Here is a 25,645-nt window from a genome sequence, read left to right as displayed (position 1 = left end):
GAGCCAAAGGTTCACTGCGATTCACTTCTTTAGAAGGCGTAGTTCAAACCGACAGACAGCAGGTATTCTTTTTCATCGTAGAATGTGATGTTGGAATCGTTGTTCCCGTAACCTGCCAGAGAGATGAGTGACCAGTTTTGCCAATCGAATACATTTTCGTACTCATAGGCCGCAAACAAGCTGAGCTTGCCGTCATCACGCGTCTTATCGAATGTGTCACTGGATGCTTCGTAGTTTTTCAGCGTGTAACCTGCCGTAACCGCAAAACGATGGCGATTCACGAACTGGAACCAACTTAATTCGAATCGGTAAGAGTCGAAGGATTCCGCTTCACCATCTGCATCTTGATAGACATAAGTAAACGCAGGTTGCAGCATCGACGTGCGGCTAAGCGGAATGCGGTAGTCACCTTTGATGTGGTAGATCTTTGCATCACGTAGCAAAGATGAATCGGTCACGGTATCTTTCTCTACGTCTTTATCTGCGTACGCCAAATCAAGATTAAAGTTGTCATCTAAGAAGCGATTGATTTGGAGACGAAACGCATTACCGCCCTCATCGGTGGTTTTTCTCGACTGTCCCGTTAAGTACGGATCTTGCCAAGTTTCTCCCTCCAAGATGGTTGGTAAGTAGGAAAAGTCGAGTACAGTGCCTGAAGCCAGTTGGTATTTGTAACCAAGCTGGAAGGCGAGAGTACCGATCGCAATATCGGAACGAGTGGTACCGGCATACACTTGGTGATTGAGTTTATTACTAAAGGTATACGCTGCGCTGCCTAGCGGTGCGACGATAAAGGATTCATCACTTTCGGCACGCTGATTCAATGACGTGATAGTGCTGTTGCTGTCTGTATTGAAGTTGGATTCTGATGAAACGAAGCCAGCGTTCAACGAAATCTCACCGCTAAAACCTGCTGTTTCTGCAAGTTGAGCTTGTGCTGAACTGACGATAAAGGCCAAAGGCAGTAAGGTTAGCCTTGGATTCATTCGCTTTCTCCTTGTTTGTCGAATGAAAGATGTTATTTGAGCGTTGGTCCAGTTTTACAGTGAAACAAATCTGACCATTCTTACAAATGTTTCAATGTGGCAACGGATTCGTATAATTACACGCTGTTTTATTACTCACGCGCTATAGTTACTGATTGGTTACCATGTTGGCATATTTGTTACTCATTTTTAACGCTTCTTTTGTGATTATAAATTCTGCGGTTTGTTCCATCGCAATTTGTATCATCGCCATTTTTAAGCTGTTGCTTCCAACTGCGAAGCTCAAAGCCAAAGGCACCGAGGCTGCCAACAAAATGATGTGGGTGTGGGCAACGGTCAACGCCGGTATTCTTGCGCTCTCTAATCGCGTTGAATGGGATGTTCAAGGCGGTGAAAACCTAAAGAAAGACGGCTGGTACTTACTGATCAGTAATCATCTTAGTTGGACTGACATTGTTGTACTGTGTTGCGTGTTTAAAGATCGCATACCGATGCCAAAATTTTTCCTCAAGCAGCAGCTATTATATGTGCCTTTTATCGGAATGGCATGTTGGGCGTTAGATATGCCGTTCATGCGTCGCTATTCGCGAGAGTATTTGCTTCGTAATCCAGACAAACGTGGGCAAGATCTGCAAACCACGCGCCGTTCATGTGCCAAGTTTAAACATACGCCAACCACAGTGGTGAACTATGTAGAGGGCACACGCTTTACCCAAGATAAGCAAAGTAAGAGCCGAGCAGGTTATCAACATTTGTTGCAACCTAAATCTGGTGGTATTGCTTATACGTTAGCGGCCATGGGGGAGCAGTTTGAGAACATCATCGACGTAACCTTAGCGTACCCAGAAAACACCAATAAACCCTTTAAAGATATGCTGATGGGGCGTATGACCAAAATTGTGGTGCGAGTGAAGGTTCTGCCAGTCGATGAGCGAGTGTTGGGTGATTACTTCAATGACAAGCCATACAAACGCCAGTTCCAACAATGGTTAGGCGATGTTTGGCAAGAGAAAGACCAAGTGCTGCAAGAGATTCATGACCCGTCCTGATATAGGTTGACACTTTTAGTTAAAACGCTCGATGAACTTCATCGGGTGTTTTGTATTTTAGGGCTGTATGTGGCCTCTGTTCATTATAGAGTTTCACCGACTCAGCGACCATTTTCTTAGCTTCATTCAAGTCATTCGGCTTAGTCAGCAAGTACTCCATCTTTAAGATACCATTTACTCTTTCCGCTAGAGCGTTTTGATAGCAGTCGTATCCATCAGTCATAGAGCATGTCACATGATATTTTCTGTGTAATGACTGATATTCCTCAGAGCAGTATTGAATACCTCGATCAGAGTGATGGATAAGCTCTCCCTCATATCGCCGCTTTTTCAAAGCCTTCAGGAACGCACTTTTAACGGCTTTTGTCTTCATATTATCATCGAGATGATACCCAACTATCTTCCTCGAGTAGGCATCAGTGATTAAGCTGAGATAAGTATTTCCCGCTCGCGTTGCCAAGTAAGTAATATCAGCGACCCACAACTGCTCCGGTTTATTTGGAGCCATGCCCTCTTTGATTCGGTTTGGATGGCAGTGGAACCGGTGATGGCTGTTTGTTGTTCGATGATAAGCCCTACGGTTTAAGACCAATAGGCGATGCTGTTTTAGCAATAAAAACAGACAGTCTCGCCCTATATAAATGTTATTCTGACTGAGTAAGTACTTGAGCTTTCGAGTTCCTAATCGAGGATGTCGAATCCTTTGCTCTTTGACGAACCGAATGACAGACTGCTCTGTCCGAGTTCGCTGAAGCTCTAGCGCACAACGTTTGTAAAACGCCTGCCGGGTAATACCAATGAAGTGACAAGCTTTAGTTACTGTGAGCCTTTTGACCGTTTTTTCCTTAATAACTCGACTTTGCGCTTCTTTGAGATTCGGACACCAAAATCTCTATCCATTACTTTTACGACAGCTTCAAAGAAGTCCGCTTTCAGTTGAGTTTCCTCAAGTTGTTGCTCGAGTTCTTTTATCCGTTGTTCTGGGGTTTGGGTAGAAGGAGAATCAGGCATACCATTACCTACTGTGTTCGGTTTCTCTATTCCTTTAGACCAATTTAGCTGACCGTGCTTACGAAGCCAAACTAAGACAGTAGATCGACCTTGTATCCCATATCGCTCTTGAGCTTGTTTATAGGTCATTTCACCTTTTTCTACTTGGTCAACAACCTGCAATTTAAAGGCAAGAGAATAATCTCGTTGGGTTCGTTTACTCGTTGATTTCATGACACTCTCCAATTTCATGTTGGAAATGTGTCAACCTTATTTAGGACGGTACATCATAAATAGAAAGGGGAGCAATGTGCTCCCCTTTTTAATGATGGTCTGAATTACTTCAGCGTCAGCAAGTAGTTCACTAGCGCAAAGTACTCGTCAGTAGACTTAATGCCCTGTGCTTGAACTAGGTATTTGTTGTTAACGATAACCGCTGGAACACCAGTTAGGCCGCTGTTTTCAAATTGCTTGTCCATACGGCGAACCATTGAATCAACCGCGAAGCCTTTGAATGCTGCATCGAATTTCTTCGCATCTACGCCTTCATCTAGGAAGATTTGACGAAGTTCTGCATCGTCACGTGGTGCTTTACGCATGTTGTGAATGCGGTTAAACATCACTGGTACCATCTTGTCTTCAATTTTAAGCGCAACCATGGTCGCGTAAGCTTTGCTCATTGAAGGACCCATATTGCCACCCATGAATGACACATGGTTCTTTTGTAATTTCACACCTTCAGGTAGCTGCTTCTTCAGTTGCTGAATGATCGGCTCGAAAGAATGACAGTGTGGGCAGTAGAAAGAGAAGAACTCAGTCACTACAGGCTTTTTCGATGCCTCTAGATCCAATACTTTGTAATGTTCACCTTCTTTGAATTGCGCTGCATGTGCCGACAGGCTTAGCATCAGCATAGAAAACAGTGCGAACAGCTTTTTCATTTAATTATCTCCATTTTGAATTGTTCGGCCTGACTTACCATTGAGGCATTAAAGATAGCGGTGCTTCTTCTAAGTTGGCAATCTGCTCTTTAAATGCAAGGACCTGACCTTCCCAGTATTTTGGCTCATTAAACCATGGAAAAGCGAGCGGAAATGCCGGGTCGTGCCAACGTTTTGCTAGCCATGCCATATAGTGCACCATTCGTAGACCGCGAAGTGGTTCGATTAGTTTCAATTCTGCCGAGTTAAAATCGCAAAACTCTTGGTAACCTTCTAAAACAATATCTAATTGCATTAGCTTGTCTTGGCGTTCGCCATTGAGCAGCATCCATAAGTCTTGTACCGCTGGGCCATTACGTGAGTCATCCAAATCGACAAACATTGGGCCATCGCGCCATAAGATGTTACCCGGATGGCAATCGCCATGCAGACGAATGGTGCTGAAGCCTTCTTGCCAGTGGCTTTCAATCGACTTGATCAGCATATCCAAATCATTGAAGAAGCTGTTCTCCAAATGCATCGGAATCATGTTGGCGTTTTGCAGAATCTCTCTTGGCTGATAGAGGTATTCTTGCAAGCCTATGGTTGGTCGGTGTTGGAAGGCTTGGCGGCTACCGACTTTGTGGATGCGGCCAAGGAAACGACCCACACCTTCGAGCTGATCTAAGTTGTCGACTTCATACTGACGGCCACCCACGCTCTCAAACAAAGCAAAACCGTAGCCTTGGTAATGATGCAAAGTATGACCATTAATGCGAACGGGTGGAGCGACAGGAATTTCGTTTTCGATCAATTCAAGCGTGAAATCATGCTCTTCTTGAATCTGTTCGTTGCTCCAACGTTCAGGACGGTAGAACTTCACCACGTAGCGCTGACGCTCTTCGTCTGTGAATTGGTAAACGCGGTTTTCGTAGCTGTTGAGTGCTAGAAACCCCGATTCTGCTCGAATGCCGATGCTCTCTAGCGCGTACCACATAAAGTCAGGCGTGAGGGCGTCAAAGTTGAAAGTACCTTGGGACATATAAATAAAAAGGCTCATTACTGCGCCTTTTTCCATTGGTCATTGAAGTTATAGCTTCTTGATAAATCGGCTTTCCACTTCAATGGTGAATTCGTTGCTCTTATCGGTGAGTATAAACTGAATTGTCGTGATCGCAGAATCTAGCTTGTCAGGATCTGCGCCAAGGCTCATTGGTAAGTTCAATACTTCTCCTGGTTCAACTTGAATGGTTTGTTTGCCATACCAACTGACATCACTCAAACCTTCGACGTTCAAGTCGTACTCTTGAACTTGTTGAGTTTTGTTGATCACTTTCAAGGTATAGGTGTTTTCTACTTCGCCAGAGCTGTTCACTCGGAACAATTGGTTACGGTCGCGCAGTACGCTCATACCTGCTGGATCAACCGATGCCACTTGTAGGAAGAACAGGCCAATCATGACTAGGAGCACTGCGCCATAACCAAGTAGTTTCGGACGCATGACTTTGGTGCTCTTACCTGAGAGGCGATGCTCTGTGGTGTAGTTGATCAGACCTTTCTCGTAACCCATGCGCTCCATAGTGTTGTCACACGCATCAATACATGCACCACAGTTGATACACTCATACTGCAAGCCATCACGAATGTCGATGCCGGTCGGACATACCTGAACACACAAGTCACAATCGATGCAGTCACCTAATCCAAGCTGCTTTGGATCGGCTTTGCGTGAACGAGGGCCGCGCTTCTCACCTCGTTTGGTGTCGTAGCCCACGATGAAGGTGTCTTTGTCGAACATCGCTGATTGGAAACGCGCGTAAGGACACATGTGAATACACATAATAGAGCGCATCCAGCCAGCGTTACCGTAAGTACAAATAGCAAAAAACATCACCCAAAATACGGGCCAGAAGTTGGCATTAAAGGTGAAAAAGTCGACGACTAATTGCTTCATGGGTACGAAATAGCCAACAAAGGTAAAGCCTGTCGCAAGAGCTATCGCAAACCACGCAATGTGTTTGAGGGTTTTGCGCATGGCTAAATTTGCAGTCAGCTTATTGGAGTCCTGCTTTCGGCGTTTATTTGCACTGCCTTCGAGCTTCTCTTCAAACCAAATATAGATGAAGGTCCACACGGTTTGCGGGCACAAGTAGCCACACCAAACCCGCCCCAAGAAGGTGGTGATAAAGAACAGCCCAAATGCTGCTATTACAAACAGCAGTGCGAGTAGGGTAAGGTCTTGTGGATACAGCGTTGTGCCGAAAAAGTTGAACTGCTGGTTACCGATGTCCAGCAAAATGGCTTGGCGCTCGCCGTAAGGAATCCATGGTACCAATGCAAACAGCAACAATAAAAACCAACCGCCGTAGCGACGGAGTTTCTGAAAGGTGCCTTTACTTTCTCGAACATAGATTCGATTACTTGGGTTGAAACGATCCCCTTTCCCTTTGTGGGTTTTCGGGTTAAAGGTTTTTGGAGTCACATCTTTGATATCAATCTTATCCTGACTCATGCACACATCCTTCTTTAGGCTTTTTATAATGTACGGCGACACTTCTAGTGATGTCGCTCGATGACATTGCTGCTTCGTCCATGCCATGATTCATGGCTGAACATAATTATTTTAGTAAATACTGATGAACGGCGATTATACAATCAATAACAATTCCGTTTCTTTAACGCAGTCAACGTTTAACAACAAAAGTCAGTACAGTTAACCTAATAAATGACTGAACAGTTATAACCACCTTTTTAAACTGTTTGATTTAGTTATAAAAAAAGCGACTCAAATGAGTCGCTTATCAATGCTTGGGTGTTGAGCGGTTTACTTGATGATACCGCGTGCGCGTAGGATTGCTGTCTTGAAATCATCTTCTTGGTCTTTCTTAAGACCTGGGATCATTTCATCTTTGCCGCTGTTGCGCATTTTTAGGTGGTAGATCAACACGTCGTCGGTGAGATCTTCCAGTTTGCCTTCATAGCCAGCTTCATTTGCTAGCTTTAGGATGAACTGCAGCAGGTTCATTTCTTGGTCTTTATGCCACTCAGGCTCTAGAAGCTCAAGCAACTCTTCAATACGATGACACTTCATTTCTTTCTCCACAGAATTTATAGGTGTTATTTGCTACTAAAGGTATCAAATTGCTTGGCGAACACCAAATAGGAAAGGTAGGGGAGTAAAGAAAAAAGCGCGGTGATTGCCGCGCTTTTTAATTAAGCTGCTTTGATAACTTTGTTTGGAACACTTGGCATAACCGCTGTCTTCTCAACCAGAGTCATTGCTGGCGCAACTTGTTTTGCCTTTGGCGCAGTAGTGAAACCACTGCGACGGCGCATTGCACTACGATTAGTATGTGCGAACCTGACTGTTGTTGGGCGCATTTAGATACCTAACTGCCAGGCATATCCATTGCCGATGTAATGGCCTGATTCATTATGAGTTGAGCTTCAACTGCTTGAAGGGTGGCTCTTCTGGCTCTCGCCAATCCAAATAATGCATCAGGAATAACGATATGCATGCATATCATGTATAGGTTAGCACTCCTGCTATAATTGGTCGATAGTTGAGCAGTTGAATTGTATGGATTTTATGGTTTTCTGTGCGAAATCGAGACGAAAATTTGTTTTGATCCCATGATCAGCAGTAGTAGTATGAGATCTCTACGAAGGAGGTGCATATGTCATTTTTGAAGAAGACACTTGCGAGTTTTGGGATCGGCAGTGCTAAGGTCGATTCGATCCTAAACCAAGATGTACTGTATCCCGGTCAGAGCGTTGATGTTTCTATCCACGTGTATGGCGGAGCGACTGAACAAGCGATCGACAACATCGATCTGAAGCTTTGTTGCCGTTATATTGCAGAAGCGCCTGATGATCGCGGAGCTCGCGAAGGACACAGCATGCGTCGGGTACCGCAAACGCATGTGCTTGCTAAGTGGAACCTCCCATACGCATTTACTATCCATCCCGGCGAAGACCGTACTTTTGAGGTTAAACTCGATGTGCCTTGGAATACGCCTGTGACCATTGGTGATGCCAAAGTTTGGCTAGAGACCGGCTTAGACGTTGCGATGGCGCTCGACCCTACCGACAAAGACATTCTTACTGTTAGACCTGACCCACTTATGGATGCCATTTTGTCTGCTTTTGAATCGCAAGGTTTGCGTATCCGCCAAGTCGAGTGTGAAGAAGTGAAAGGCTTTGATTTGCCATTCGTGCAAGAGTTTGAAATGGTGCCAACCGATGGACCATATCATGGCGTATGGCGTGAATTAGAGTTTGTTGCTCATCGCGACGAGCAGGCTCTTAAACTTTGGTTTGAAGTTGACCGTACACGAAGTGGGGCGAGTGGCATGTTGGCGAGCCTACTAGGCAGCGGCAAACTTAAACGAGAACTGAGCATTCCAGTTAGCACCCAATTAGAAGATGTAGGTCCGCTGGTACTGAGTTACCTTGAGCAAACCACTGCTGCCCACGAGTCATAATTTAAGCTTACACGTGTAAGCTTAATGTGCCATACTAGAGTGAATATTCGAAACTCTAGTATAGGCGCGTTCATGTCCTCACCACAGAAAGCACAATACAGTCAGGGCGAAGAGCTAGCCAACTCGATCACTCATGGTATTGGGATGATTTTTGGCATCGTTGGTTTGGTGTTGCTTTTAATCAAGGCGATCGACCACCAAGCGGATACGTTGACCATTACCAGCATGGCAATATACGGCTCTAGTATGATTGTCCTGTTTCTGGCATCCACGCTCTACCACGCCATTCCGTACCCCAAAGCTAAACGTTGGCTGAAAACCTTCGATCACTGCGCCATCTATCTTTTGATTGCAGGCAGCTACACGCCGTTTTTATTGGTGAGTCTGCGTACTCCATTAGCGATTGGGCTGATGATTGTGATTTGGACCATTGCGCTGATTGGTATCATCATGAAGGTTGCATTTGTATATCGATTCAAGAAGCTGTCTTTGATGACGTATCTGGTGATGGGGTGGTTGTCGCTGATTGTGATTTATCAGTTGGCGATTAATTTAGATATTGGTGGCTTGACACTATTAGCGGCGGGTGGATTGGTGTATTCAATTGGGGTGATTTTCTACGTAGCGAAACGAATCCCATTTAATCACGCAATTTGGCACGGCTTTGTTTTGGCGGGGTGTGTATGCCATTTCTTCGCTATTTACTACTTTGTCGAGCCTATCTAGTTGATAGAAATAGACTCGACTAAGCATATTTTATTGTATTAGCGGGTCTTCACTTCTAATACTTCTGCCGAGAACTGGTATTGCTGCGACTGCGGTACTGCCAGCTTGATTGCTTTACCTTGCTCAGCTTGTTGCGGACGTAGGTAAGTGTCTGCCATACGTTTGATGGATTGCCAAACTGTGAAGCTTTCTTTCGCCAACGGTTTACCAGACATATCGAATACCTGTACTTCCACTTCAACCTGAATCACCGATTGTGAGCTTTGGTTCGTGATAGAAGTAGGGAAGATCAGTTCACCATCCTCGTAGCTTGCCGAGCCAATCAATACATCCACACCTGAATCAGATAGCTGCATGGTTGGCTTCTTCGCGTTTACAACAACGGTGGTACCGACTTTCTTGGTCACAACTGGAATTGTCGCCATCTCTGTTGTTGCAGGAGCTGAAGTTGCCACGGCTTCAACGGCGGTGGTTGAGGCTACGACAGCCGCAGCTTCTACTGCTTCAACTTTCTCTAGTGTGGTCTCTGCGGCTTTTGGTGTGGCCTTTTTCACGACATATTCCCACGTGAAGTCGTCGTTCAGTTTTACTTCGCGTCCATCCGCCAGTTTCACAACTTCGGCTGCGTAAACCGATGAAGAGGCGAGTAGGGTCGCCAGAGTGATCCATGTTTTCATTGTTATACCTTTTATTTGAGTCTGTTTAACGGCGCCAAAACGCAGGGAAGAACAGTACAAGAATAGTCAGAATTTCCAGACGGCCCATCAACATACCAAAGCTTAGTAGCCACTTAGCTGCGTCTGGTAAAGGTGCAAAGTTACCAGTTGGGCCAATCACGCTGCCCATACCCGGACCCACGTTCGCTACTGCGGTAATCGAACCAGAAATACTGGTTACAGGGTCTAGGCCAAGTGCACTTAAGCAGCCTGCAATAAAGATGATGGTGATAAAGAACATCAAACCAAATGCCACCACTGAACGAACAATATCGTCATTCACTGGGCGTTGGTTGTAGCGTTGAACGAACACGCCAGATGGGTGAATCAGTTTCATGATTTGCTTGTTAAGCAGCGTCATAGCGATCTGGAAGCGGAAGATTTTAATCCCGCCGGAGGTCGAGCCCGAACACGCGCCCGCCATCATTAAGAAAGCAAACAACGTGGTAGGTAGAGCGCCCCATGCGGTGAAGTCTTCCAGACCAAACCCAGTAGTCGTCACCACCGATACGATGTTGAACATTGAAACGCGCAGTGCATCCAAAATGGTGTAACCATCGCGAATCACCAACCAAGCAGAAACCACTAAGCTAGAGAATAAGAACAGGTAGGCAAAACCGCGTACCTGAGCATCTCTTATCAATACTTCGACACTGCGCTTGCGTAATGCGGCAACAAACAACAGGAATGGCAGGCCACCAAGGAACATAAAGGTGGTTGCGACCCAGTGCGCACCATTAGAGAAGTGGTTCATCGAACCGTCGGACGTTGAGTATCCGCCCGTAGACAGGGTAGTGAAGGCGTGGTTGATCGCTTCAAACAGGTTCATGCCAGTCAGCAAATAACCCACAATACACAAGCCTGTCAGCATCAGATACACCAATACGATGTTCTTCGCGACAGTCTTGGCTCTCGGACTGCTTTTATCAGACCAATCAGACGATTCGGTTTGGAACAGCTTCATACCACCAACGTTAAGCATTGGTAGGATAGCTACCGCCATTACGATAAAGCCAATACCCCCCAACCATTGCAAGATGGAACGCCACAACAAGATACTCGGCGCCATGTTGTCCAAACCACTGAGTACAGTAGACCCTGTCGTGGTGATGCCAGACATGGTTTCGAAGTAGGCGTCGGTAAAGCTAATGTGGTTGATAAACACAAACGGCAATGCAGCAAACGCACTGGCGATGGTCCATACCAAACTGGTGATGAGGAACATGTCACGCACACTGAGTTTGAACTTGGCGGTTCGGCCAATCGTCAAACAGATGAATGCGGCTAGGTGGGTGATCACAACGGCTTGGGCGAAATCGAGGAATCCGCCCGTACCAGTGAAAAACGCGACCAAAGTCGGCACGTACATAAAAAGGGCCAGTTTGGATAAAACCAGCCCGATAACAAACAGTACGGGACGTAAGTTGACCATAGGAAAATCCTAGAGGAAGAATGGACTCGGCTGGAACAGCGCTTCGACGTCTGGTACGTACTTTTTGTCGACCAGGAACATCACGACGTGGTCATCTTGTTCGATGACGGTACGATCGTGTGCGATAAGAACTTCTTCGCCACGAACGATAGCACCAATGGTGGTTCCTGGTGGGAGTTTGATATCGCCAATCGCACGACCGACCACTTTCGATGTGGTTTCGTCACCGTGCGCAACGGCTTCGATGGCTTCTGCCGCGCCACGACGCAGAGAAGATACGTTAACGATGTCAGCACGACGAACGTGCGTGAGTAGAGCAGAAATCGTCGCTTGCTGTGGTGAGATCGCTACATCAATCACGCCGCCTTGTACTAGGTCGACATAAGCGCCGCGCTGGATCAGCACCATCACTTTCTTCGCGCCCATGCGTTTTGCCAACATCGCTGACATGATGTTGGTTTCATCCTCGTTGGTTAACGCGATGAACACATCGACTTGGTCGATGTTTTCTTCGGTCAGCAGTTCTTGATCCGCAGCATCACCACAGAAGACGATGGTGTTTTCTAGCTGCTCAGACAGTTTTTCTGCACGCTGATAGTTACGCTCAATCAACTTCACACTGTAAGCTTGCTCAAGGCGTTTTGCTAAGCTGGCACCGATGTTACCACCACCGACAATCATGATGCGGCGGTAAGGTTTCTCAAGGCGCTGAAGTTCACTCATTACCGAGCGAATATGGTTACTTGCTGCAACAAAGAAGACTTCATCATCGGCTTCTATGATGGTGGTGCCTTGTGGGCGAATAGGGCGCCCTTGACGGAAAATCGCAGCAACACGAGTATCGATGTGTGGCATGTGTTCACGCAGAGCGGATAGAGCGTTACCAACAAGCGGGCCACCATAGTAGGCTTTTACTGCGACTAGGCTGACTTTTTGCTCGGCAAAGCTGACGACTTGCAATGCGCCAGGGTATTGGATGAGGCGTTCGATATAGCTGGTTACCAGCTCTTCTGGTGCGATAAGGTGATCGACAGGAATTGCACCAGATTTGAATAGCGCTTCTTTTTCTGCCAGATACTCTGGAGAACGAATACGTGCAACACGGTTTGGGGTATTGTACAGAGTGAAGGCAACCTGACACGCGGCCATATTGGTCTCATCGGTGTTGGTCACCGCAACTAGCATGTCGGCGTCTTGTGCACCTGCTTCACGCAACACATCTGGGTGACTCGCGTGACCATTAACAACACGAAGATCGTACTTGTCTTGCAACTCTCGCAGTCGGTCGCCATTTTTGTCGACGATGGTGATGTCGTTATTCTCACCAACGAGGTTTTCTGCCAATGTGCCGCCAACCTGACCAGCACCAAGAATAATGATTTTCATACTCTTTACTCGTTATCTGAAAAAGGCGATTGAATTCGCTTCAATCGCCCTATTTAGCATGCTGTTACGCGTGTTTTTTCGTTAGCACTGCGTAGTAGAAACCATCCATATCTTCTTCGCCTGGTAGAATCTGACGACCAGGTTGTTCGGGATCAGAATCCACTAGTTGCGCATTCGCAGTACGTGCTAAGAACGCTTTTACTTGCTCCACGTTTTCTTGAGGTGTGATTGAGCAAGTCGCGTAAACCATGGTGCCGCCCGGTTTCAGTTGCGTCCACATTGCATCAAAAATTTCGCTCTGTAGTTCCGCAAGTGCGGCAATATCATCAGCACGACGTAGCCATTTGATGTCTGGGTGACGACGAATTACGCCCGTTGCAGAACATGGTGCGTCCAGCAAAATGCGATCAAATTGTTCGCCTTGCCACCATTCTTGAGGATTACGCGCATCGCCGCAAACCACTTTTGCCTGAAGGTTGAGACGCTTCAGGTTTTCGTGCACACGTTTAAGACGTGTGTCGTCGCAGTCAATCGCTACCACTTCGCTGCCAGACGTACGCTCAAGAATGTGCGCCGTCTTACCGCCCGGTGCTGCACAGCAGTCTAGGATCAGCTCGCCATCTTTTGGTTCAAGATAATTAATCGACAGCTGTGCTGCCGCATCTTGCACCGATACCCAACCTTTTTCAAAGCCCGGTAGTTTCATCACATCGCATGGCGCGGCCAATTTTAGGGCGTCCATTGCTTGTGTGTGTGGCGTGCTATCAATGTTTTCATTTTTGAGTAGCGTTAGGTATTCATCACGAGTGTGGTGCTGGTGGTTTACACGCAGCCACATTGGCGCTTTTTGGTTGTTGGCTTCAACAATGCTTTCCCACTGCTCTGGGTAAGCTTCTTGCAGCAGTTTAAGTAACCAGCTTGGGTGGCCGTACTTGCCCGCATTGTTGCTGACCGCCATTTGGTCTAGCTCTTCTTGGTTGCGCTGGTAGTTACGCAATACCGCGTTGATAAGACCGCGCAGACGAGGACCTTTCAGCTCTTTAGTACCTTCAACCGTTTCACCGACTGCAGCGTGCGCAGGAATACGCATGAAGCTTAGTTGATAAATGCCAACCAAAATAAGGTGATGGAAAACGCGTTGTTTGCCTTTTAACGGCTTATCCATCAATTGGTTTGCAATCATTTCTAGGCGAGGGAGGTAACGTAGAGCGCCGTAACAGATCTCTTGTAGAAGAGCGTGATCTCGTGGTCGTACGTTTTGTTGAGCCGCTGGAAGAGCGCTTGAAAGTGAGTGGCCCTTGTCGACGACAAGATACAAGACGTTGGCAGCCGCAGCGCGAACATTCATGATGAGTACCTTAAAGTAAAGGAGGGCATCTCTGCCCTCTAAAAGTTCGTATTATTGGTCTTTGACACTATTGTCTGGCTTTTTAAACCAGTTGGGTGCCAACTTCAAACCAAGATGCACGTGAGTTCAAAATATCTTGAACTGACATGGCTTTTTTACCCGGAACTTGCAGTTGTTCCAGTACCAGTGTGCCATTGCCTGTCGCAACATAAATGCCGGTTTTATCTGCTTGCACAATAGTGCCCGCTGGCTTGTCACTGGTTTGTTCCGCCACACGGCTTTGCCATACTTTGATGCTGTTTTCAGCCGCTTCAAAGTGGCTCATGGGCCATGGGTTGAATGCGCGAACGCAACGCTCGATGTGTGCCGCGTCGTCATTCCAATTAATGCGTGCTTCTTCTTTGCTCAGTTTCTTCGCGTAGTTTGCAAGCTCGTCATCTTGCTTCACTGGTTCAGCTTTACCTGTTGCGATGTCTGCTAGGCAGTCAATCAGAGCATCAGGGCCTAAGCCTGCAAGTTTTTCGTACATAGATGCGCTGGTGTCACTTGCTTCAATTGGCAATGTTGCGATTTTCAGCATGTCACCTGTATCCAAGCCAATGTCCATCTGCATGATGGTTACACCTGTTTCTGCATCACCAGCCCAAATTGAGCGTTGGATAGGAGCTGCACCACGCCAGCGAGGAAGAATCGAACCGTGCACGTTAATACAGCCCAATTTAGGCGTATCTAGCACGACTTGTGGAAGCAATAGACCGTAAGCCACAACCACCATGATGTCGGCGTTCAGATCAGCAAGCTCTTGCTTGGCTTCATCTGATTTGAAGTTTTCTGGTTGGTATACCGGAATGTCGTGCTCAAGCGCGATGGTTTTCACTGGACTGGCAGTAAGCTTCTTACCACGACCTGCTGGGCGGTCTGGTTGAGTGTATACCGCAATTACTTCGTGCTCCGAAGACAACAACGCCGCCAAGTGACGGGCGGCGAAATCCGGAGTACCTGCAAAGACAATACGTAAAGACTGACTCAAGGTAGGCTTCCTTCTAATTAAATTGTATCGAGATTAAGCGTTTTGCTGTTTCTCGTTAAAGCGTTTGATTTTCGCTAGTTTGTCTTGAATACGCTTACGCTTAAGTGGCGATAGGTAATCAACGAACAGTTTACCCATTAGGTGGTCTAGTTCGTGTTGAACGCAGATTGCTAGCAGATCGTCAGCGTCAAATGTGTATTCTTTGCCGTCGCGATCTAGGGCTTTAACCGTAACTTCAGCAGCGCGAGGCACAAGTGCGCGAGCACCTGGTACCGATAGACAGCCTTCTTCGATGCCGTCTTCGCCACGCTTTTCCAGAATCTCTGGGTTGATAAGCACCATCGGCTCATCGCGAGTCTCTGAAATATCGATAACTACGATACGTTTGTGGACATCAACCTGCGTTGCCGCAAGGCCAATACCTTCTTCGTCGTACATGGTTTCAATCATGTCATCGACGATTTTTTGAATCTCAGGTGTCACCTCTTCTACAGGTTTTGCAACGGTACGCAGGCGATCATCTGGGAATGTTAATACTTGTAATACAGACATATTCACTCGAAATATTGAACTGTGCCGTAACAGCACAAACCTTGTTGGCTCAATTCTAGACATTTTATGACCTAAATGACAGCATCCTGATACCAATTTCCATTCTGGTAACTGCCTAATAGACCAAGGACGAGGGTCATGAATCGAATTTTCCGCAACGTTTCTCGTATTACGTTGCCGTTACTTTTCTCTTTCAATGTTGTAGCAAATACGGACTCCCAACCACTTACCGTTAAAGATGATGCACCTAAAACTTACGTTGTGGTCAAAGGTGATACGCTTTGGGATATTTCAGCGATGTACCTTGATAGCCCTTGGTTGTGGCCTCGTTTGTGGCAAGTCAATCCAGAGATCGATAACCCGCACCTGATTTATCCGGGAGACAAGTTATCGCTGGTGTGGATTAACGGCCAGCCAGTCTTGAGCTTAAAACCCGTCAAAAAACTCAGCCCTAAAGCTCGCATCACTGAAAAGAAAGCGGTACCTACCGTAGCCGAAGGTTTGGTGATGCCGTACTTAAAATCCGATCGCTTAGTGGATGATGAGACATTAGAAAACGCAGCGAAGGTGATGGGCAGCAGTAAAGGCAGTAAATACCTGACTGCAGAAGACACGTTGTACATCAGTGGCAAGCAAGCATGGACAGATTGGGCAATATATCGACCAGTGGAAACCTTCTCTCGAGATGATGTATCACAACAAATCACGGCATTGCGTTTGATTGCCAAAGGTGAGTTGATCGAGGCGTCAGACGAATTTTCAGGACTGAAAATCACCACTCAACTGCAAGAGATTATCCGTAATGATATTGCTTTGCCGGTTCAAGCATTAGAAAACGGGGATTTCACGGCCACCTTCTATCCATTACCTTCGCCGCAAGGCAGTTCTGCTAAGTTATTGGGGAATATTGAAGGCATTCGCTTTAGCTCGACCAACCAAGTGGTTGTGATCGATAAAGGCACATCGGACGAACTTCGCCAAGGCAGTGTGTTCGATCTTAAAGAAGATGCGCATCCTGTTTATAAAGATGGTGATGACTTTGCCAAGGACAACGGTTTTCTCGACTCCAAGATCACTTTGCCACAGAGTAAAGTTGGTGAATTACTCGTGATTCGCCCTTATGAATATTTCAGCCTTGCTCTGATCACCAATAGCACCAAACCAATCAATAAAGAGGTATCTGTGGTTTCTCCTCTGGTAGAGGAACCGACCACCAATGAAACCACACAATGATACGGATCTCGCCGCCTGGTTAAAGCTGAGTTGCTTGCCAGGTATTGGCGGGGTCAAGCTGAGTAAGCTACTGAGCAAAGACACGCCGAGTAATATTGTCCAATATTCCACGGAGCAGCTTCAGCTTTTAGGTTTAACGGCGAAACAACTGCAAGCGTGGTCGAAGGTCGATAAAGAAGTCGATGCTTGTCTGACTTGGGCTGCTGCATCTTCTCATCATCATATTCTTACTTTGGCGGATGCTTTGTATCCGCCACTTCTCAAACAAACCGTCGCACCGCCTCCTTTATTATTCGTAAAGGGAGACGCGAGCTGCTTGTCTCAGCCACAAATAGCCATGGTTGGCAGTCGTAATGCCAGCGTGGATGGACTACAACATGCAAGAAGCTTTGCATCAGACTTGGTACAACACGATCTGATCGTCACCAGTGGTTTAGCATTAGGTATTGATGGTCATGCTCATGATGGCGCGCTTTTAGCTGGCGGTAAAACCATCGCAGTGCTTGGTTCTGGGTTGGAACAAGTGTACCCAGCAAGACACCGAGGTTTGGCGCAGCGAGTGATGGAAAATGGTGCGCTTGTCTCTGAGTTTCGTCCTGATGCTAAACCTCGCGCAGAAAACTTCCCACGTCGTAATCGAATTATCAGTGGTTTGTCGCTGGGTGTTTTGGTGGTGGAAGCGGCTGAAAAAAGTGGTTCCTTAATCACTGCTCGCTATGCCCTTGAGCAAGGTCGAGAAGTTTTCGCTCTGCCAGCTTCGATTAATGCTCCTAACGCCAGTGGTGGTAATCAATTGATTCGTAACGGGGCTTGCCTCGTACAAAATACTCAAGAGGTGCTGAATGAAATACAGTCTTTACTCGACTGGTCTATTAATCAGAGCTTAGATTTATTTTCTGCGCCAATTGATGAAGAAGAATTGCCATTTCCTCAGCTGTTAGCTAACGTAGGAAATGAGGCTACACCAGTTGATATTCTTGCAAGCAGGACCAATATACCTGTCCAAGAAGTCATGATGCAGCTCTTAGAGCTTGAGCTTTCAGGGCATGTTGTTGCAGTATCCGGTGGCTATATTCGAAAGGGGAGGGGCTAGCTATGATGATGGATATACTTATGTATCTATTCGAAACCTACATCCATAGCGATGCAGAGTTACAAGTCGAACAAGACGAATTGGAAGATGAATTGCTTCGTGCAGGCTTCCAGCAAAAAGACATCTACAAAGCCCTTGTCTGGTTAGAAGAGCTGGCGGCATTGCAACAAAGCGCTGAGAGATCCCCTCATAATTTCCCCAAAACGTAACCATGTGTGAATAGATTTTGAGTAAGCAGGGTTGCAGCCACGAGTGAGTCTTCCCTTGTTATTGTGTAGCCAGAATGCCGCAAAACTTCCATGCCTAAGCGAACTGTTGAGAGTACGTTTCGATTTCTGACTGTGTTAGCCTGGAAGTGCTTGTCCCAACCTTGTTTCTGAGCATGAACGCCCGCAAGCCAACATGTTAGTTGAAGCATCAGGGCGATTAGCAGCATGATATCAAAACGCTCTGAGCTGCTCGTTCGGCTATGGCGTAGGCCTAGTCCGTAGGCAGGACTTTTCAAGTCTCGGAAGGTTTCTTCAATCTGCATTCGCTTCGAATAGATATTAACAAGTTGTTTGGGTGTTCGAATTTCAACAGGTAAGTTAGTTGCTAGAATCCATGGCTCCTTTGCCGACGCTGAGTAGATTTTAGGTGACGGGTGGTGACAATGAGTCCGTGTCGAGCGCTGATTTTTTCGGCCTTTAGAGCGAGATTTATACAATAGAATTTGGCATGAGATTGGATTGCTTTTAGTCAGCCTCTTATAGCCTAAAGTCTTTGAGTGACTAGATGACATATCATGTAAGTTGCTGATAGGTTTCCAGTTTTCCGCTCCTAGGTCTGCATATTGTACTTTTCCTCTTACTCGACTTAACCAGTACCAACCCAGCTTCTCAACGGATTTATACCATGGCACTTTAAAGCCAGCATCACTGACAATGAGCGGTGTGGTGTTACTCGGTAGAATGCTCGCAAGGTCGGCTAGAAATTGGTCATGAGCTTTCTTTGAACATTGCTCTGAAAGCGGGAACGCTTTCTCATAAAGAGTAACAGAACGACCGTGTAGTGCGACTGAAGCTCGCAATACCATAAGCCGTTTTTGCTCACGGATATCAGACCAGTCAACAAGTACAATGGGCATCGTATTGCCCGAACAGATAAAGCTAGCATGCCAACGGTATACAGCGAGTCGCTCTTTGTGGAGGTGACGATTACCTAACAATCGGTCGATTCGTTTGATGTTATGTTTTGTTCTCGCTTTGGTTGGCAGGTTACGGCCAAGTTCGGTAAGAGTGAGAGTTTTACAGTCAAGTAAGGCGTGGCAAGCCAACGTTAAGCTGTTGAGTCGTTTTAAGTGTAATTCGGGGCAGAATTGGTAAAGAGAGTCGTGTAAAATATCGAGTTCGCACATTTTGTTGTCTGATTATTGATTTTTGGCGAAACCATTTGATCATATGACAAGATGTGTATCTACCTTAACTTAATGATTTTGATAAAAATCATTAGGGGATTCATCAGAACAAAGCGATGAACATTCAGCCATTTCAACCTGCATTGCATCGGCATCGACACGTATCTATACCGCTTCAGAAATGCAGCGACTGGACCTCGAATGTCGTGGGTTCTTGTTGTTCCTAGAGCAAATCAATGTTCTGACCACCGAAACGCGTGAGATGGTTATCGACCGTGTAATGGGGCTTGAAACCAATGAGTTTGAGCTTGAGGACCTCAAATGGATCATTCTTATGGTGCTGTTTAATGTTCCAGGCAACGAAAACGCCTACACGCTGATGGAAGAGCTGCTGTACACCAAGGAACAAGGTATTCTTCATTAATATCTTCGCTTGAGCGGTGAGTATGAGTAGTAAAATCGATCACAACCTTTTCTCGGCACACGAGCATGCGCTTGAGCGCGAACCTTGCCCTAAATGCGGTGGGGAAGTGTCGCTTAAGCACGGTAAACACGGTCCTTTTTTAGGTTGTAGCCAATACCCAAGTTGCGATTACATTAAGCCGCTACACAGCAATGACGGTCACATCGTGAAAGAGTTGGGTGTGCCTTGCCCTGAGTGTGGCAATGAATTGGTACTCCGCCAAGGGCGCTACGGTATGTTCGTTGGTTGTAGCCATTACCCAGCATGCCATCATATTGAGTCGATTAACCAACCTGAGCCAGAGCAGCAAGCGAAAGAGCAACACGCTTGCCCTGAATGTGGCAAAGGACATTTGGTTGAGCGTAAAACCCGATTTGGTAAAACATTCTACGCGTGTGATAACTATCCGAAGTGCAAGTTTGCGGTGAACTTGCCGCCTGTAAGAGGCCGCTGCGAGGAATGTGGATTTACCTTACTGGTCGAAAAGAAACTGGCCAGCGGAGTTAAACTGCAATGCGCGAGCCGTAAGTGCCAGCATACTCAATCACAATAACCTTCAGTACGAATTAAAAAGAGTCGCATCATGCGACCCTTTTGTTATTTATCCCGCTGCTTTTCTAGGCTTGCCACTGCTTGGCAAATTCATGTACGGCAGGGAAAGCCTGTTCATCCAAAACATCTGCTAATGCACAAAGCTTGCGATTAAGTTCGCCAGTGTAGTCACCACATACGTTGATGTGACCCATCTTGCGACCCGTACGTTTTTCTTTGCCGTACCAATGAATGTGGCAACCATCCATCGCTAGCAATGCTTCTGGTAGTGTGTCTTCACCAAGAATATTAATCATTGAGGTTTCACGAACCAGCTTAGTGCTACCCAAAGGCATGCCACACACGGCGCGTAGGTGGTTCTCAAACTGACAAGTTTCTGCACCCTGTTGGGTCCAGTGACCAGAGTTGTGTACGCGTGGTGCGATTTCATTAACTAGCAAAGTACCATCAACATCGAAGAACTCCAGCGCTAGCACACCAACGTAATTCAAGTTGTTGGCAACGGCCGTGAACATCTGTTTTGCTTGCTCTTGCAACTCTGGTGCATCAATTGCAGTAGAAAGGCTCAATACTCCATTGGTATGGACGTTCTCTGCCAGAGGGTACACTTCAACGCTGCCATCTTTACCGCGAGCACCAACCAGTGAAACTTCGCGGTTAAAAGGGACAAATTCCTCAGCAACAATCGCTTGAGTTGGTGTTGCGGCAATGCACTCTGCCATCTCAGTCCAAATGTCTTCGACTTGAGAAGTTTCTTTTAAGCGCCACTGGCCTTTACCATCGTAACCACCTAATGCACTTTTCAGAACCATTGGCATACCAACGTGTTCAATTGCGCGGTCAAAGTCTTCACGAGTTTCGATGACGTAGTATTTCGCGTTACGCACGCCAGCATCATCAAGTAATGCCTTTTCAACACGGCGATCACCACCTGCTTTGATGGCTTGCGTACTTGGTAAGAACTTACCGCTCGCTTCGCAAACATCGAGCACATCATGTGGGATATGCTCGAACTCAGCAGTAATGACGTCGACTTGTTCAATTGCATTCTCTAAGCCGTTGCCTAGTACGTGCTGAGTCAGTGGATGAACGATGTTACCGCTGCCCACATCGTAAGCTGAGATTTGAATATTCAGTGGCGCACCAGCCAGAGACATCATACGAGCTAGTTGACCCGCACCAAGAACCAGTACATGCATCTGATTAATCCTCAGCAGGGTTTGGGTTCGCCAATACGGTTTCCGTTTGTTCGTTACGGAACGCTTCGACTTTTGCCATGATCGCTTCATCATGTGTACCAAGGATTTGAGCTGCTAGGATGCCAGCGTTTGCTGCGCCTGCTTCGCCAATCGCCAATGTACCAACCGCAATACCCTTTGGCATTTGTACGATAGAAAGCAGTGAATCCATGCCTTTCAGTGCACGAGACTGAACTGGAACGCCAAGTACAGGTACGCTGGTAAACGCTGCTGCCATGCCTGGTAGGTGAGCGGCACCGCCAGCACCCGCAATGATGACTTTAATGCCACGTTCTTTCGCGCTGCTTGCGTAATCAGCCAACAATTGAGGAGTACGGTGAGCTGACACCACCTTTGTTTCGTAAGACACGCCAAATTGATCCAGCATGTCTGCTGCTAGTTTCATGGTTGGCCAATCTGATTTAGAACCCATGATGATACCGACTTTCATCTCAAACTCCTTCAAGCTGCAAAATTAGGTGAGCTGATAAATTTGTGCGCATTATACGGGGATTTTTACCTCAAGCAAACGTTTGCGTGTGTTTGTAAATGGTATTGATACATTTTATAAACAAATTGATTTAGTCTCTGAGAATGAATATTTGTACACTTAGTGCAAACACAACAGATAAGACTATCAGGAAGTAATTGGTGGATAACTTTGAACAGGTGCTTGAAGCACTACAAAAAGGCGAAGTGATTGCCTATCCAACAGAAGGCGTATTTGGTGTCGGCTGTGATCCAGATAACCCGGAAGCGATTCAAAAGTTGCTAGAGCTAAAGCAGCGCCCAGTAGAGAAGGGGCTTATTCTTATTGCGGCTAGCTATGAGCAGCTTTTGCCTTATGTTGATGAATCTCAGTTGACTCAAGATCAGTTAGATAAAGTCCACGCAACTTGGCCAGGACCATACACTTGGATCATGCCTGCGAGTGACAAAGTCTCTCACTGGGTGTCGGGTCAATTTGATTCGATTGCAGTTCGTGTGACTGATCATCCTTTAGTACAAAAGATGTGTAATGCATTCGGAAAGCCGCTAACCTCTACCAGCGCGAATCTTACAGGTCTGCCTCCTTGTATGACGACGAAAGAAGTCGAAGAACAGTTAGGTGACCGACTTGTGGCGATCTTACGTGGTGAAACCAGCGGTCGTGACAAGCCTAGTGAAATCCGTGATGCTAAAACCTCGCAAATATTAAGACAGGGCTAACCCTGCTAGTCAGCAATCAATAGGTACTACACGTATGTCAGCAATCGATAAGCACGCCGTAAAGCAGTTCTTGATGTCACTTCAGGATTCCATTTGTCAGCAACTAGAACAAGAAGATGGAAAGGCCGTCTTTGTCGAAGATGCTTGGCAACGTGAAAAAGGAGAGCGTCTTGGTGGCGGTGGCCGTACTCGCGTATTGCGCGATGGTCATATCTTCGAGCAAGGAGGAGTGAACTTCTCTCATGTAGAAGGTAATGAAATGCCAGCATCAGCGACAGCACATCGTCCAGAGCTAGCGGGTCGTCGTTTTGAAGCGATGGGGGTTTCTTTGGTTATTCACCCTAAAAACCCTTACGTACCGACTTCACACGCCAATGTCCGCTTCTTTATTGCAGAGAAAGACGGTGAAGACCCAATTTGGTGGTTTGGTGGTGGTTTTGACCTTACGCCTTTCTATCCATTTGAAGAAGATTGCCAATCATGGCACGACACAGCAAAACAGCTTTGTGCACCATTTGGTGACGACGTTTACGCAGAGCACAAAGCATGGTGTGACAAATACTTCTTCCTACCACATCGTAATGAAACTCGTGGTGTTGGTGGCTTGTTCTTTGATGACCTAAACCAATGGGAATTTGATAAGTGCTTTGACTACATCAAAGCGGTTGGCGAGGGATACTGCCAAGCTTACCTACCGATCGTTTCTCGTCGTAAAGACATTGAATTCGGTGAGCGTGAGCGCGAGTTCCAACTGTACCGACGTGGCCGTTACGTAGAGTTCAACCTAGTGTATGACCGTGGCACTCTGTTTGGTTTGCAAAGTGGTGGTCGTACCGAGTCGATTCTTATGTCAATGCCACCACTTGCGCGTTGGGAATACAGCTATGAGCCGCAAGTTGGTTCTCCAGAGGCAGAGCTTTACGAGCAATACCTAACGCCCCGAGAGTGGTAGGCGCTGAATCTCCTTTTCTATATAGATAGATAGTGATAGGGTCATCTGTAATCAGGTGGCCCTGTTTTTTTCTATATAAGTAAGGAATAAAGGTAAGGAAATGACTCAGCAAATTGATCGCTATGCCGTGTTTGGTAACCCTATCGGACACAGTAAGTCGCCATTCATTCACACCTTGTTTGCTCGTCAAACCAATCAGTCTTTGGTGTATACCGCAGAAAGTGCGCCTGTTGATGGCTTTATTGACGCAGCGAAGGTGTTTTTTGCTGAAGGTGGCAAGGGGTGCAACATTACCATGCCATTTAAAGAAGACGCTTATCAATTTGCTAGCCGTCTGACTGAGCGTGCTCAGTTGGCGGGCGCAGTGAACACTCTCAAGAAGCTAGATGATGGTGAAATCATTGGTGACAACACCGATGGTGCAGGTCTAGTGCAAGATCTGCTTCAGCACCAAGTTGTATTGGAAGGTGCGCGAATCCTAATTATTGGTGCTGGTGGTGCAGCTCGTGGTGTTATTAAGCCACTGCTTGATCAAAAGCCGGCTTCTTTAACCATTACCAACCGTACCTTTAGTAAAGCACAGGAGCTTGCTGAGTTGTTTGTCTCTCACGGTCCTATCGTCGCCAAAGAGATGGATAGTATTAATGAAGAGTATGATGTCATCATTAATTCTACTTCTGCTTCTCTTAGTGGTGAACTACCTGCTATCTCTTCCTCTATCTTTGCCGCCAACAGTACAAGCTATGACATGATTTACGGCAAAGGGGTGACGAGCTTTAACTTATGGGCAAGAGAAAATGGTGCCGCTCATGCGTATGATGGTCTTGGAATGCTAGTTGGGCAGGCTGCAGAAAGCTTCATGCTCTGGCGTGGCTTACGTCCTGGTGCTAAACAAATTCTCAGAGAACTAAGAAAGAACCTTGAAGGTCAATAATCAATGAATCAATCTATCCTATTCCCTGACATGCAGTCTTGGGATCAAGCATCACAATCGGTAAATTTTGCTGCGCAGCAATCTGGTGCGTTGATTGAGTGCTATGTAACAAAACAAAAGTTAGAAAAGCTCAGTGGTTCACTGATTGAAACTGAGCAAGCGGCAATTAAAGTGTTTACTGATTACCGATTCGATCTAGAAGAAATCGCCGAAGAGCTAATAGAAGATGAAGCCTTCGATGAAGAAGGCTATATCATCATCGACTAACTGACGACTTCTGACTACTCACTGATGTCTTCCACTTCATTAATGTAGTCGTTTTTGTTCTGCACATAGTTGTTGGCAGACTTTTGCAAGAAAGCTCGTTCTTTATCTGATAGAGGGCGAGCTTGCTTAACAGGGCTTCCAACATATAAATAGCCACTTTCTAATACCTTCCCTGGTGGCACCAAACTTCCTGCACCAATCATCACATCTGATTCCACCACCACGTTGTCTAAGACAATAGCGCCCATACCGACTAATACGCGATCATAGATCTCACAGCCATGCAGCATCACTTTGTGACCTATGGTGACATCATTACCAATGATGAGTGGGTAGCCTTTGGGGTTTTCTGCGTTTTTATGAGTTACATGAAGTACGCTGCCATCTTGAATGTTGGTTCGCTCTCCAATATGGATATGGTTTACATCGCCACGAGCTGCGACCAATGGCCAGATACTAGAATCATCGCCAATTCGGATATCACCGACTAAAACAGAGGTTGAGTCGACATATACACGTTCGCCCAACTGAGGACGTATACCTTTATAACTTCTCATTGAACTCATCTTTACTCCTTATAAAGCGTTAATAACGGTGATATCTGGTGAGAAGAGTAGCAAAAACTCGCCTTTTAGAATAAAAAACATTCAAACGATAAAAAAATCAAAAAAAACGAGAAAAAGGGCTTG

The 25,645-nt window shown here is 46.3% G+C and carries 27 protein-coding genes and 2 pseudogenes; 12 read left to right on the top strand and 17 right to left on the bottom strand.

Annotated features, from left to right (window positions below):
* Positions 1–29: 29 nt before the first annotated feature.
* Positions 30–986 carry a DUF2860 domain-containing protein gene (locus KJB05_RS18145; protein WP_208445683.1) on the bottom strand — a complete coding sequence of 319 codons (957 nt, stop codon included), beginning with the start codon at positions 984–986 and terminating at the stop codon, positions 30–32.
* A gap of 164 nt (positions 987–1,150) precedes the next feature.
* On the opposite strand from KJB05_RS18145, the gene KJB05_RS18140 reads away from it, so the two are divergent.
* The gene (locus KJB05_RS18140; protein WP_208445682.1) at positions 1,151–2,035 is read left to right on the top strand and encodes an acyltransferase; all 885 of its coding nucleotides are present in this window, start codon (positions 1,151–1,153) and stop codon (positions 2,033–2,035) included.
* Positions 2,036–2,054: 19 nt separating this feature from the next.
* Here the strand turns inward: KJB05_RS18140 and KJB05_RS18135 are convergent.
* From KJB05_RS18135 to KJB05_RS18110, 6 genes are all read right to left on the bottom strand, one after another.
* A protein-coding gene (locus KJB05_RS18135) for an IS3 family transposase (protein WP_244142947.1) occupies positions 2,055–3,259 on the bottom strand; the annotation gives its coding sequence in 2 pieces (ribosomal slippage) (positions 2,055–2,872 and positions 2,872–3,259; 1,206 coding nt in all).
* A gap of 104 nt (positions 3,260–3,363) precedes the next feature.
* A complete protein-coding gene (locus KJB05_RS18130) occupies positions 3,364–3,966 on the bottom strand; it encodes a thiol:disulfide interchange protein DsbA/DsbL (RefSeq protein ID WP_005440776.1) in 603 nt (200 codons plus the stop codon).
* 34 nt (positions 3,967–4,000) lie between these two features.
* On the bottom strand, positions 4,001–4,987 hold the full coding sequence (locus KJB05_RS18125; protein WP_199481036.1) for a serine/threonine protein kinase: 987 nt from the start codon (positions 4,985–4,987) through the stop codon (positions 4,001–4,003).
* A 48-nt stretch (positions 4,988–5,035) separates the two neighbouring features.
* Complete coding sequence (gene ccoG, locus KJB05_RS18120; protein ID WP_208445680.1) at positions 5,036–6,457, bottom strand: cytochrome c oxidase accessory protein CcoG; 1,422 nt, start codon at positions 6,455–6,457, stop codon at positions 5,036–5,038.
* A 312-nt stretch (positions 6,458–6,769) separates the two neighbouring features.
* Complete coding sequence (locus KJB05_RS18115; RefSeq protein ID WP_005450994.1) at positions 6,770–7,036, bottom strand: YihD family protein; 267 nt, start codon at positions 7,034–7,036, stop codon at positions 6,770–6,772.
* Positions 7,037–7,158: 122 nt separating this feature from the next.
* On the bottom strand, positions 7,159–7,326 hold the full coding sequence (locus KJB05_RS18110; protein ID WP_005450993.1) for a hypothetical protein: 168 nt from the start codon (positions 7,324–7,326) through the stop codon (positions 7,159–7,161).
* 296 nt (positions 7,327–7,622) lie between these two features.
* Between KJB05_RS18110 and KJB05_RS18105 the strand changes: the two genes are divergently transcribed.
* Together KJB05_RS18105 and KJB05_RS18100 are read left to right on the top strand one after the other, a co-directional pair.
* Positions 7,623–8,429, top strand: a complete 807-nt coding sequence (locus tag KJB05_RS18105; protein ID WP_005450989.1) for a sporulation protein — start codon at positions 7,623–7,625, stop codon at positions 8,427–8,429.
* Between the two features lie 72 nt (positions 8,430–8,501).
* Positions 8,502–9,155, top strand: a complete 654-nt coding sequence (locus KJB05_RS18100; RefSeq protein WP_005450987.1) for a hemolysin III family protein — start codon at positions 8,502–8,504, stop codon at positions 9,153–9,155.
* 38 nt (positions 9,156–9,193) lie between these two features.
* Here KJB05_RS18100 and KJB05_RS18095 read toward each other — a convergent pair whose 3' ends face one another.
* The 6 genes from KJB05_RS18095 to def all read right to left on the bottom strand — a co-directional run bounded on the left by KJB05_RS18095 (position 9,194) and on the right by def (position 15,619).
* A complete protein-coding gene (locus KJB05_RS18095; protein ID WP_208445679.1) occupies positions 9,194–9,832 on the bottom strand; it encodes a DUF3157 family protein in 639 nt (212 codons plus the stop codon).
* A 25-nt stretch (positions 9,833–9,857) separates the two neighbouring features.
* Positions 9,858–11,303 carry a TrkH family potassium uptake protein gene (locus KJB05_RS18090; protein ID WP_005440768.1) on the bottom strand — a complete coding sequence of 482 codons (1,446 nt, stop codon included), beginning with the start codon at positions 11,301–11,303 and terminating at the stop codon, positions 9,858–9,860.
* A gap of 9 nt (positions 11,304–11,312) precedes the next feature.
* A complete protein-coding gene (gene trkA / locus KJB05_RS18085) occupies positions 11,313–12,689 on the bottom strand; it encodes a Trk system potassium transporter TrkA (protein WP_005440765.1) in 1,377 nt (458 codons plus the stop codon).
* Between the two features lie 64 nt (positions 12,690–12,753).
* Positions 12,754–14,037, bottom strand: a complete 1,284-nt coding sequence (gene rsmB / locus KJB05_RS18080) for a 16S rRNA (cytosine(967)-C(5))-methyltransferase RsmB (RefSeq protein WP_005440762.1) — start codon at positions 14,035–14,037, stop codon at positions 12,754–12,756.
* A gap of 82 nt (positions 14,038–14,119) precedes the next feature.
* On the bottom strand, positions 14,120–15,067 hold the full coding sequence (fmt, locus tag KJB05_RS18075) for a methionyl-tRNA formyltransferase (protein ID WP_038896195.1): 948 nt from the start codon (positions 15,065–15,067) through the stop codon (positions 14,120–14,122).
* 33 nt (positions 15,068–15,100) lie between these two features.
* Complete coding sequence (def, locus tag KJB05_RS18070; RefSeq protein ID WP_033006323.1) at positions 15,101–15,619, bottom strand: peptide deformylase; 519 nt, start codon at positions 15,617–15,619, stop codon at positions 15,101–15,103.
* A 138-nt stretch (positions 15,620–15,757) separates the two neighbouring features.
* Here def and KJB05_RS18065 point away from each other — a divergent pair, with 138 nt between their 5' ends.
* The 3 genes and pseudogenes from KJB05_RS18065 to KJB05_RS18055 all read left to right on the top strand — a co-directional run.
* Complete coding sequence (locus tag KJB05_RS18065; RefSeq protein ID WP_009708009.1) at positions 15,758–16,852, top strand: LysM peptidoglycan-binding domain-containing protein; 1,095 nt, start codon at positions 15,758–15,760, stop codon at positions 16,850–16,852.
* The gene (gene dprA, locus KJB05_RS18060; RefSeq protein ID WP_208445678.1) at positions 16,836–17,945 is read left to right on the top strand and encodes a DNA-processing protein DprA; all 1,110 of its coding nucleotides are present in this window, start codon (positions 16,836–16,838) and stop codon (positions 17,943–17,945) included. Before KJB05_RS18065 ends, dprA begins: the two co-directional genes overlap by 17 nt.
* Positions 17,946–17,947: 2 nt before the next feature.
* Positions 17,948–18,118 (top strand): annotated as a pseudogene (locus KJB05_RS18055) (DUF494 family protein); the annotation flags it as partial.
* A gap of 14 nt (positions 18,119–18,132) precedes the next feature.
* On the opposite strand, the gene KJB05_RS18050 reads toward KJB05_RS18055, so the two are convergent.
* On the bottom strand, positions 18,133–19,341 hold the full coding sequence (locus tag KJB05_RS18050; protein ID WP_001352368.1) for an IS4-like element ISVsa5 family transposase: 1,209 nt from the start codon (positions 19,339–19,341) through the stop codon (positions 18,133–18,135).
* 106 nt (positions 19,342–19,447) lie between these two features.
* Between KJB05_RS18050 and KJB05_RS18045 the strand changes: the two are divergent.
* Together KJB05_RS18045 and KJB05_RS18040 are read left to right on the top strand one after the other, a co-directional pair.
* Positions 19,448–19,765, top strand: a pseudogene (locus KJB05_RS18045) (DUF494 family protein); the annotation flags it as partial.
* Positions 19,766–19,787: 22 nt separating this feature from the next.
* Positions 19,788–20,357: a topoisomerase DNA-binding C4 zinc finger domain-containing protein gene (locus tag KJB05_RS18040; RefSeq protein WP_009708006.1), complete on the top strand. Its 570-nt coding sequence runs from the start codon at positions 19,788–19,790 to the stop codon at positions 20,355–20,357.
* Between the two features lie 64 nt (positions 20,358–20,421).
* Here the strand turns inward: KJB05_RS18040 and KJB05_RS18035 are convergent, their stop codons facing one another.
* Positions 20,422–21,555 carry a 5-(carboxyamino)imidazole ribonucleotide synthase gene (locus KJB05_RS18035; protein WP_208446462.1) on the bottom strand — a complete coding sequence of 378 codons (1,134 nt, stop codon included), beginning with the start codon at positions 21,553–21,555 and terminating at the stop codon, positions 20,422–20,424.
* 4 nt (positions 21,556–21,559) lie between these two features.
* Positions 21,560–22,045 (bottom strand): 5-(carboxyamino)imidazole ribonucleotide mutase, encoded by a 486-nt coding sequence (gene purE / locus KJB05_RS18030; protein ID WP_005440742.1) that lies wholly within the window; start codon positions 22,043–22,045, stop codon positions 21,560–21,562.
* Between the two features lie 200 nt (positions 22,046–22,245).
* Here purE and KJB05_RS18025 point away from each other — a divergent pair, with 200 nt between their 5' ends.
* The 4 genes from KJB05_RS18025 to KJB05_RS18010 all read left to right on the top strand — a co-directional run bounded on the left by KJB05_RS18025 (position 22,246) and on the right by KJB05_RS18010 (position 24,956).
* Positions 22,246–22,803 carry an L-threonylcarbamoyladenylate synthase gene (locus KJB05_RS18025; protein WP_038896199.1) on the top strand — a complete coding sequence of 186 codons (558 nt, stop codon included), beginning with the start codon at positions 22,246–22,248 and terminating at the stop codon, positions 22,801–22,803.
* 34 nt (positions 22,804–22,837) lie between these two features.
* Complete coding sequence (gene hemF, locus KJB05_RS18020) at positions 22,838–23,755, top strand: oxygen-dependent coproporphyrinogen oxidase (protein WP_045408333.1); 918 nt, start codon at positions 22,838–22,840, stop codon at positions 23,753–23,755.
* A 100-nt stretch (positions 23,756–23,855) separates the two neighbouring features.
* A complete protein-coding gene (gene aroE / locus KJB05_RS18015; RefSeq protein WP_208446461.1) occupies positions 23,856–24,689 on the top strand; it encodes a shikimate dehydrogenase in 834 nt (277 codons plus the stop codon).
* Between the two features lie 3 nt (positions 24,690–24,692).
* Positions 24,693–24,956 carry a DUF1488 domain-containing protein gene (locus tag KJB05_RS18010; RefSeq protein ID WP_208446460.1) on the top strand — a complete coding sequence of 88 codons (264 nt, stop codon included), beginning with the start codon at positions 24,693–24,695 and terminating at the stop codon, positions 24,954–24,956.
* Between the two features lie 14 nt (positions 24,957–24,970).
* Here KJB05_RS18010 and KJB05_RS18005 read toward each other — a convergent pair whose 3' ends face one another.
* Entirely contained in the window at positions 24,971–25,522 is a 552-nt protein-coding gene (locus tag KJB05_RS18005) for a gamma carbonic anhydrase family protein (protein ID WP_208446459.1), read from the bottom strand.
* Between the last annotated feature and the right edge of the window lie 123 nt (positions 25,523–25,645).

Origin of the sequence: Vibrio sp. B1ASS3 (assembly GCF_905175355.1) — a bacterium.
GTDB classification, from domain to species: Bacteria; Pseudomonadota; Gammaproteobacteria; order Enterobacterales; family Vibrionaceae; genus Vibrio; species Vibrio owensii.
This window is presented reverse-complemented; position numbering and strand designations above follow the sequence as displayed.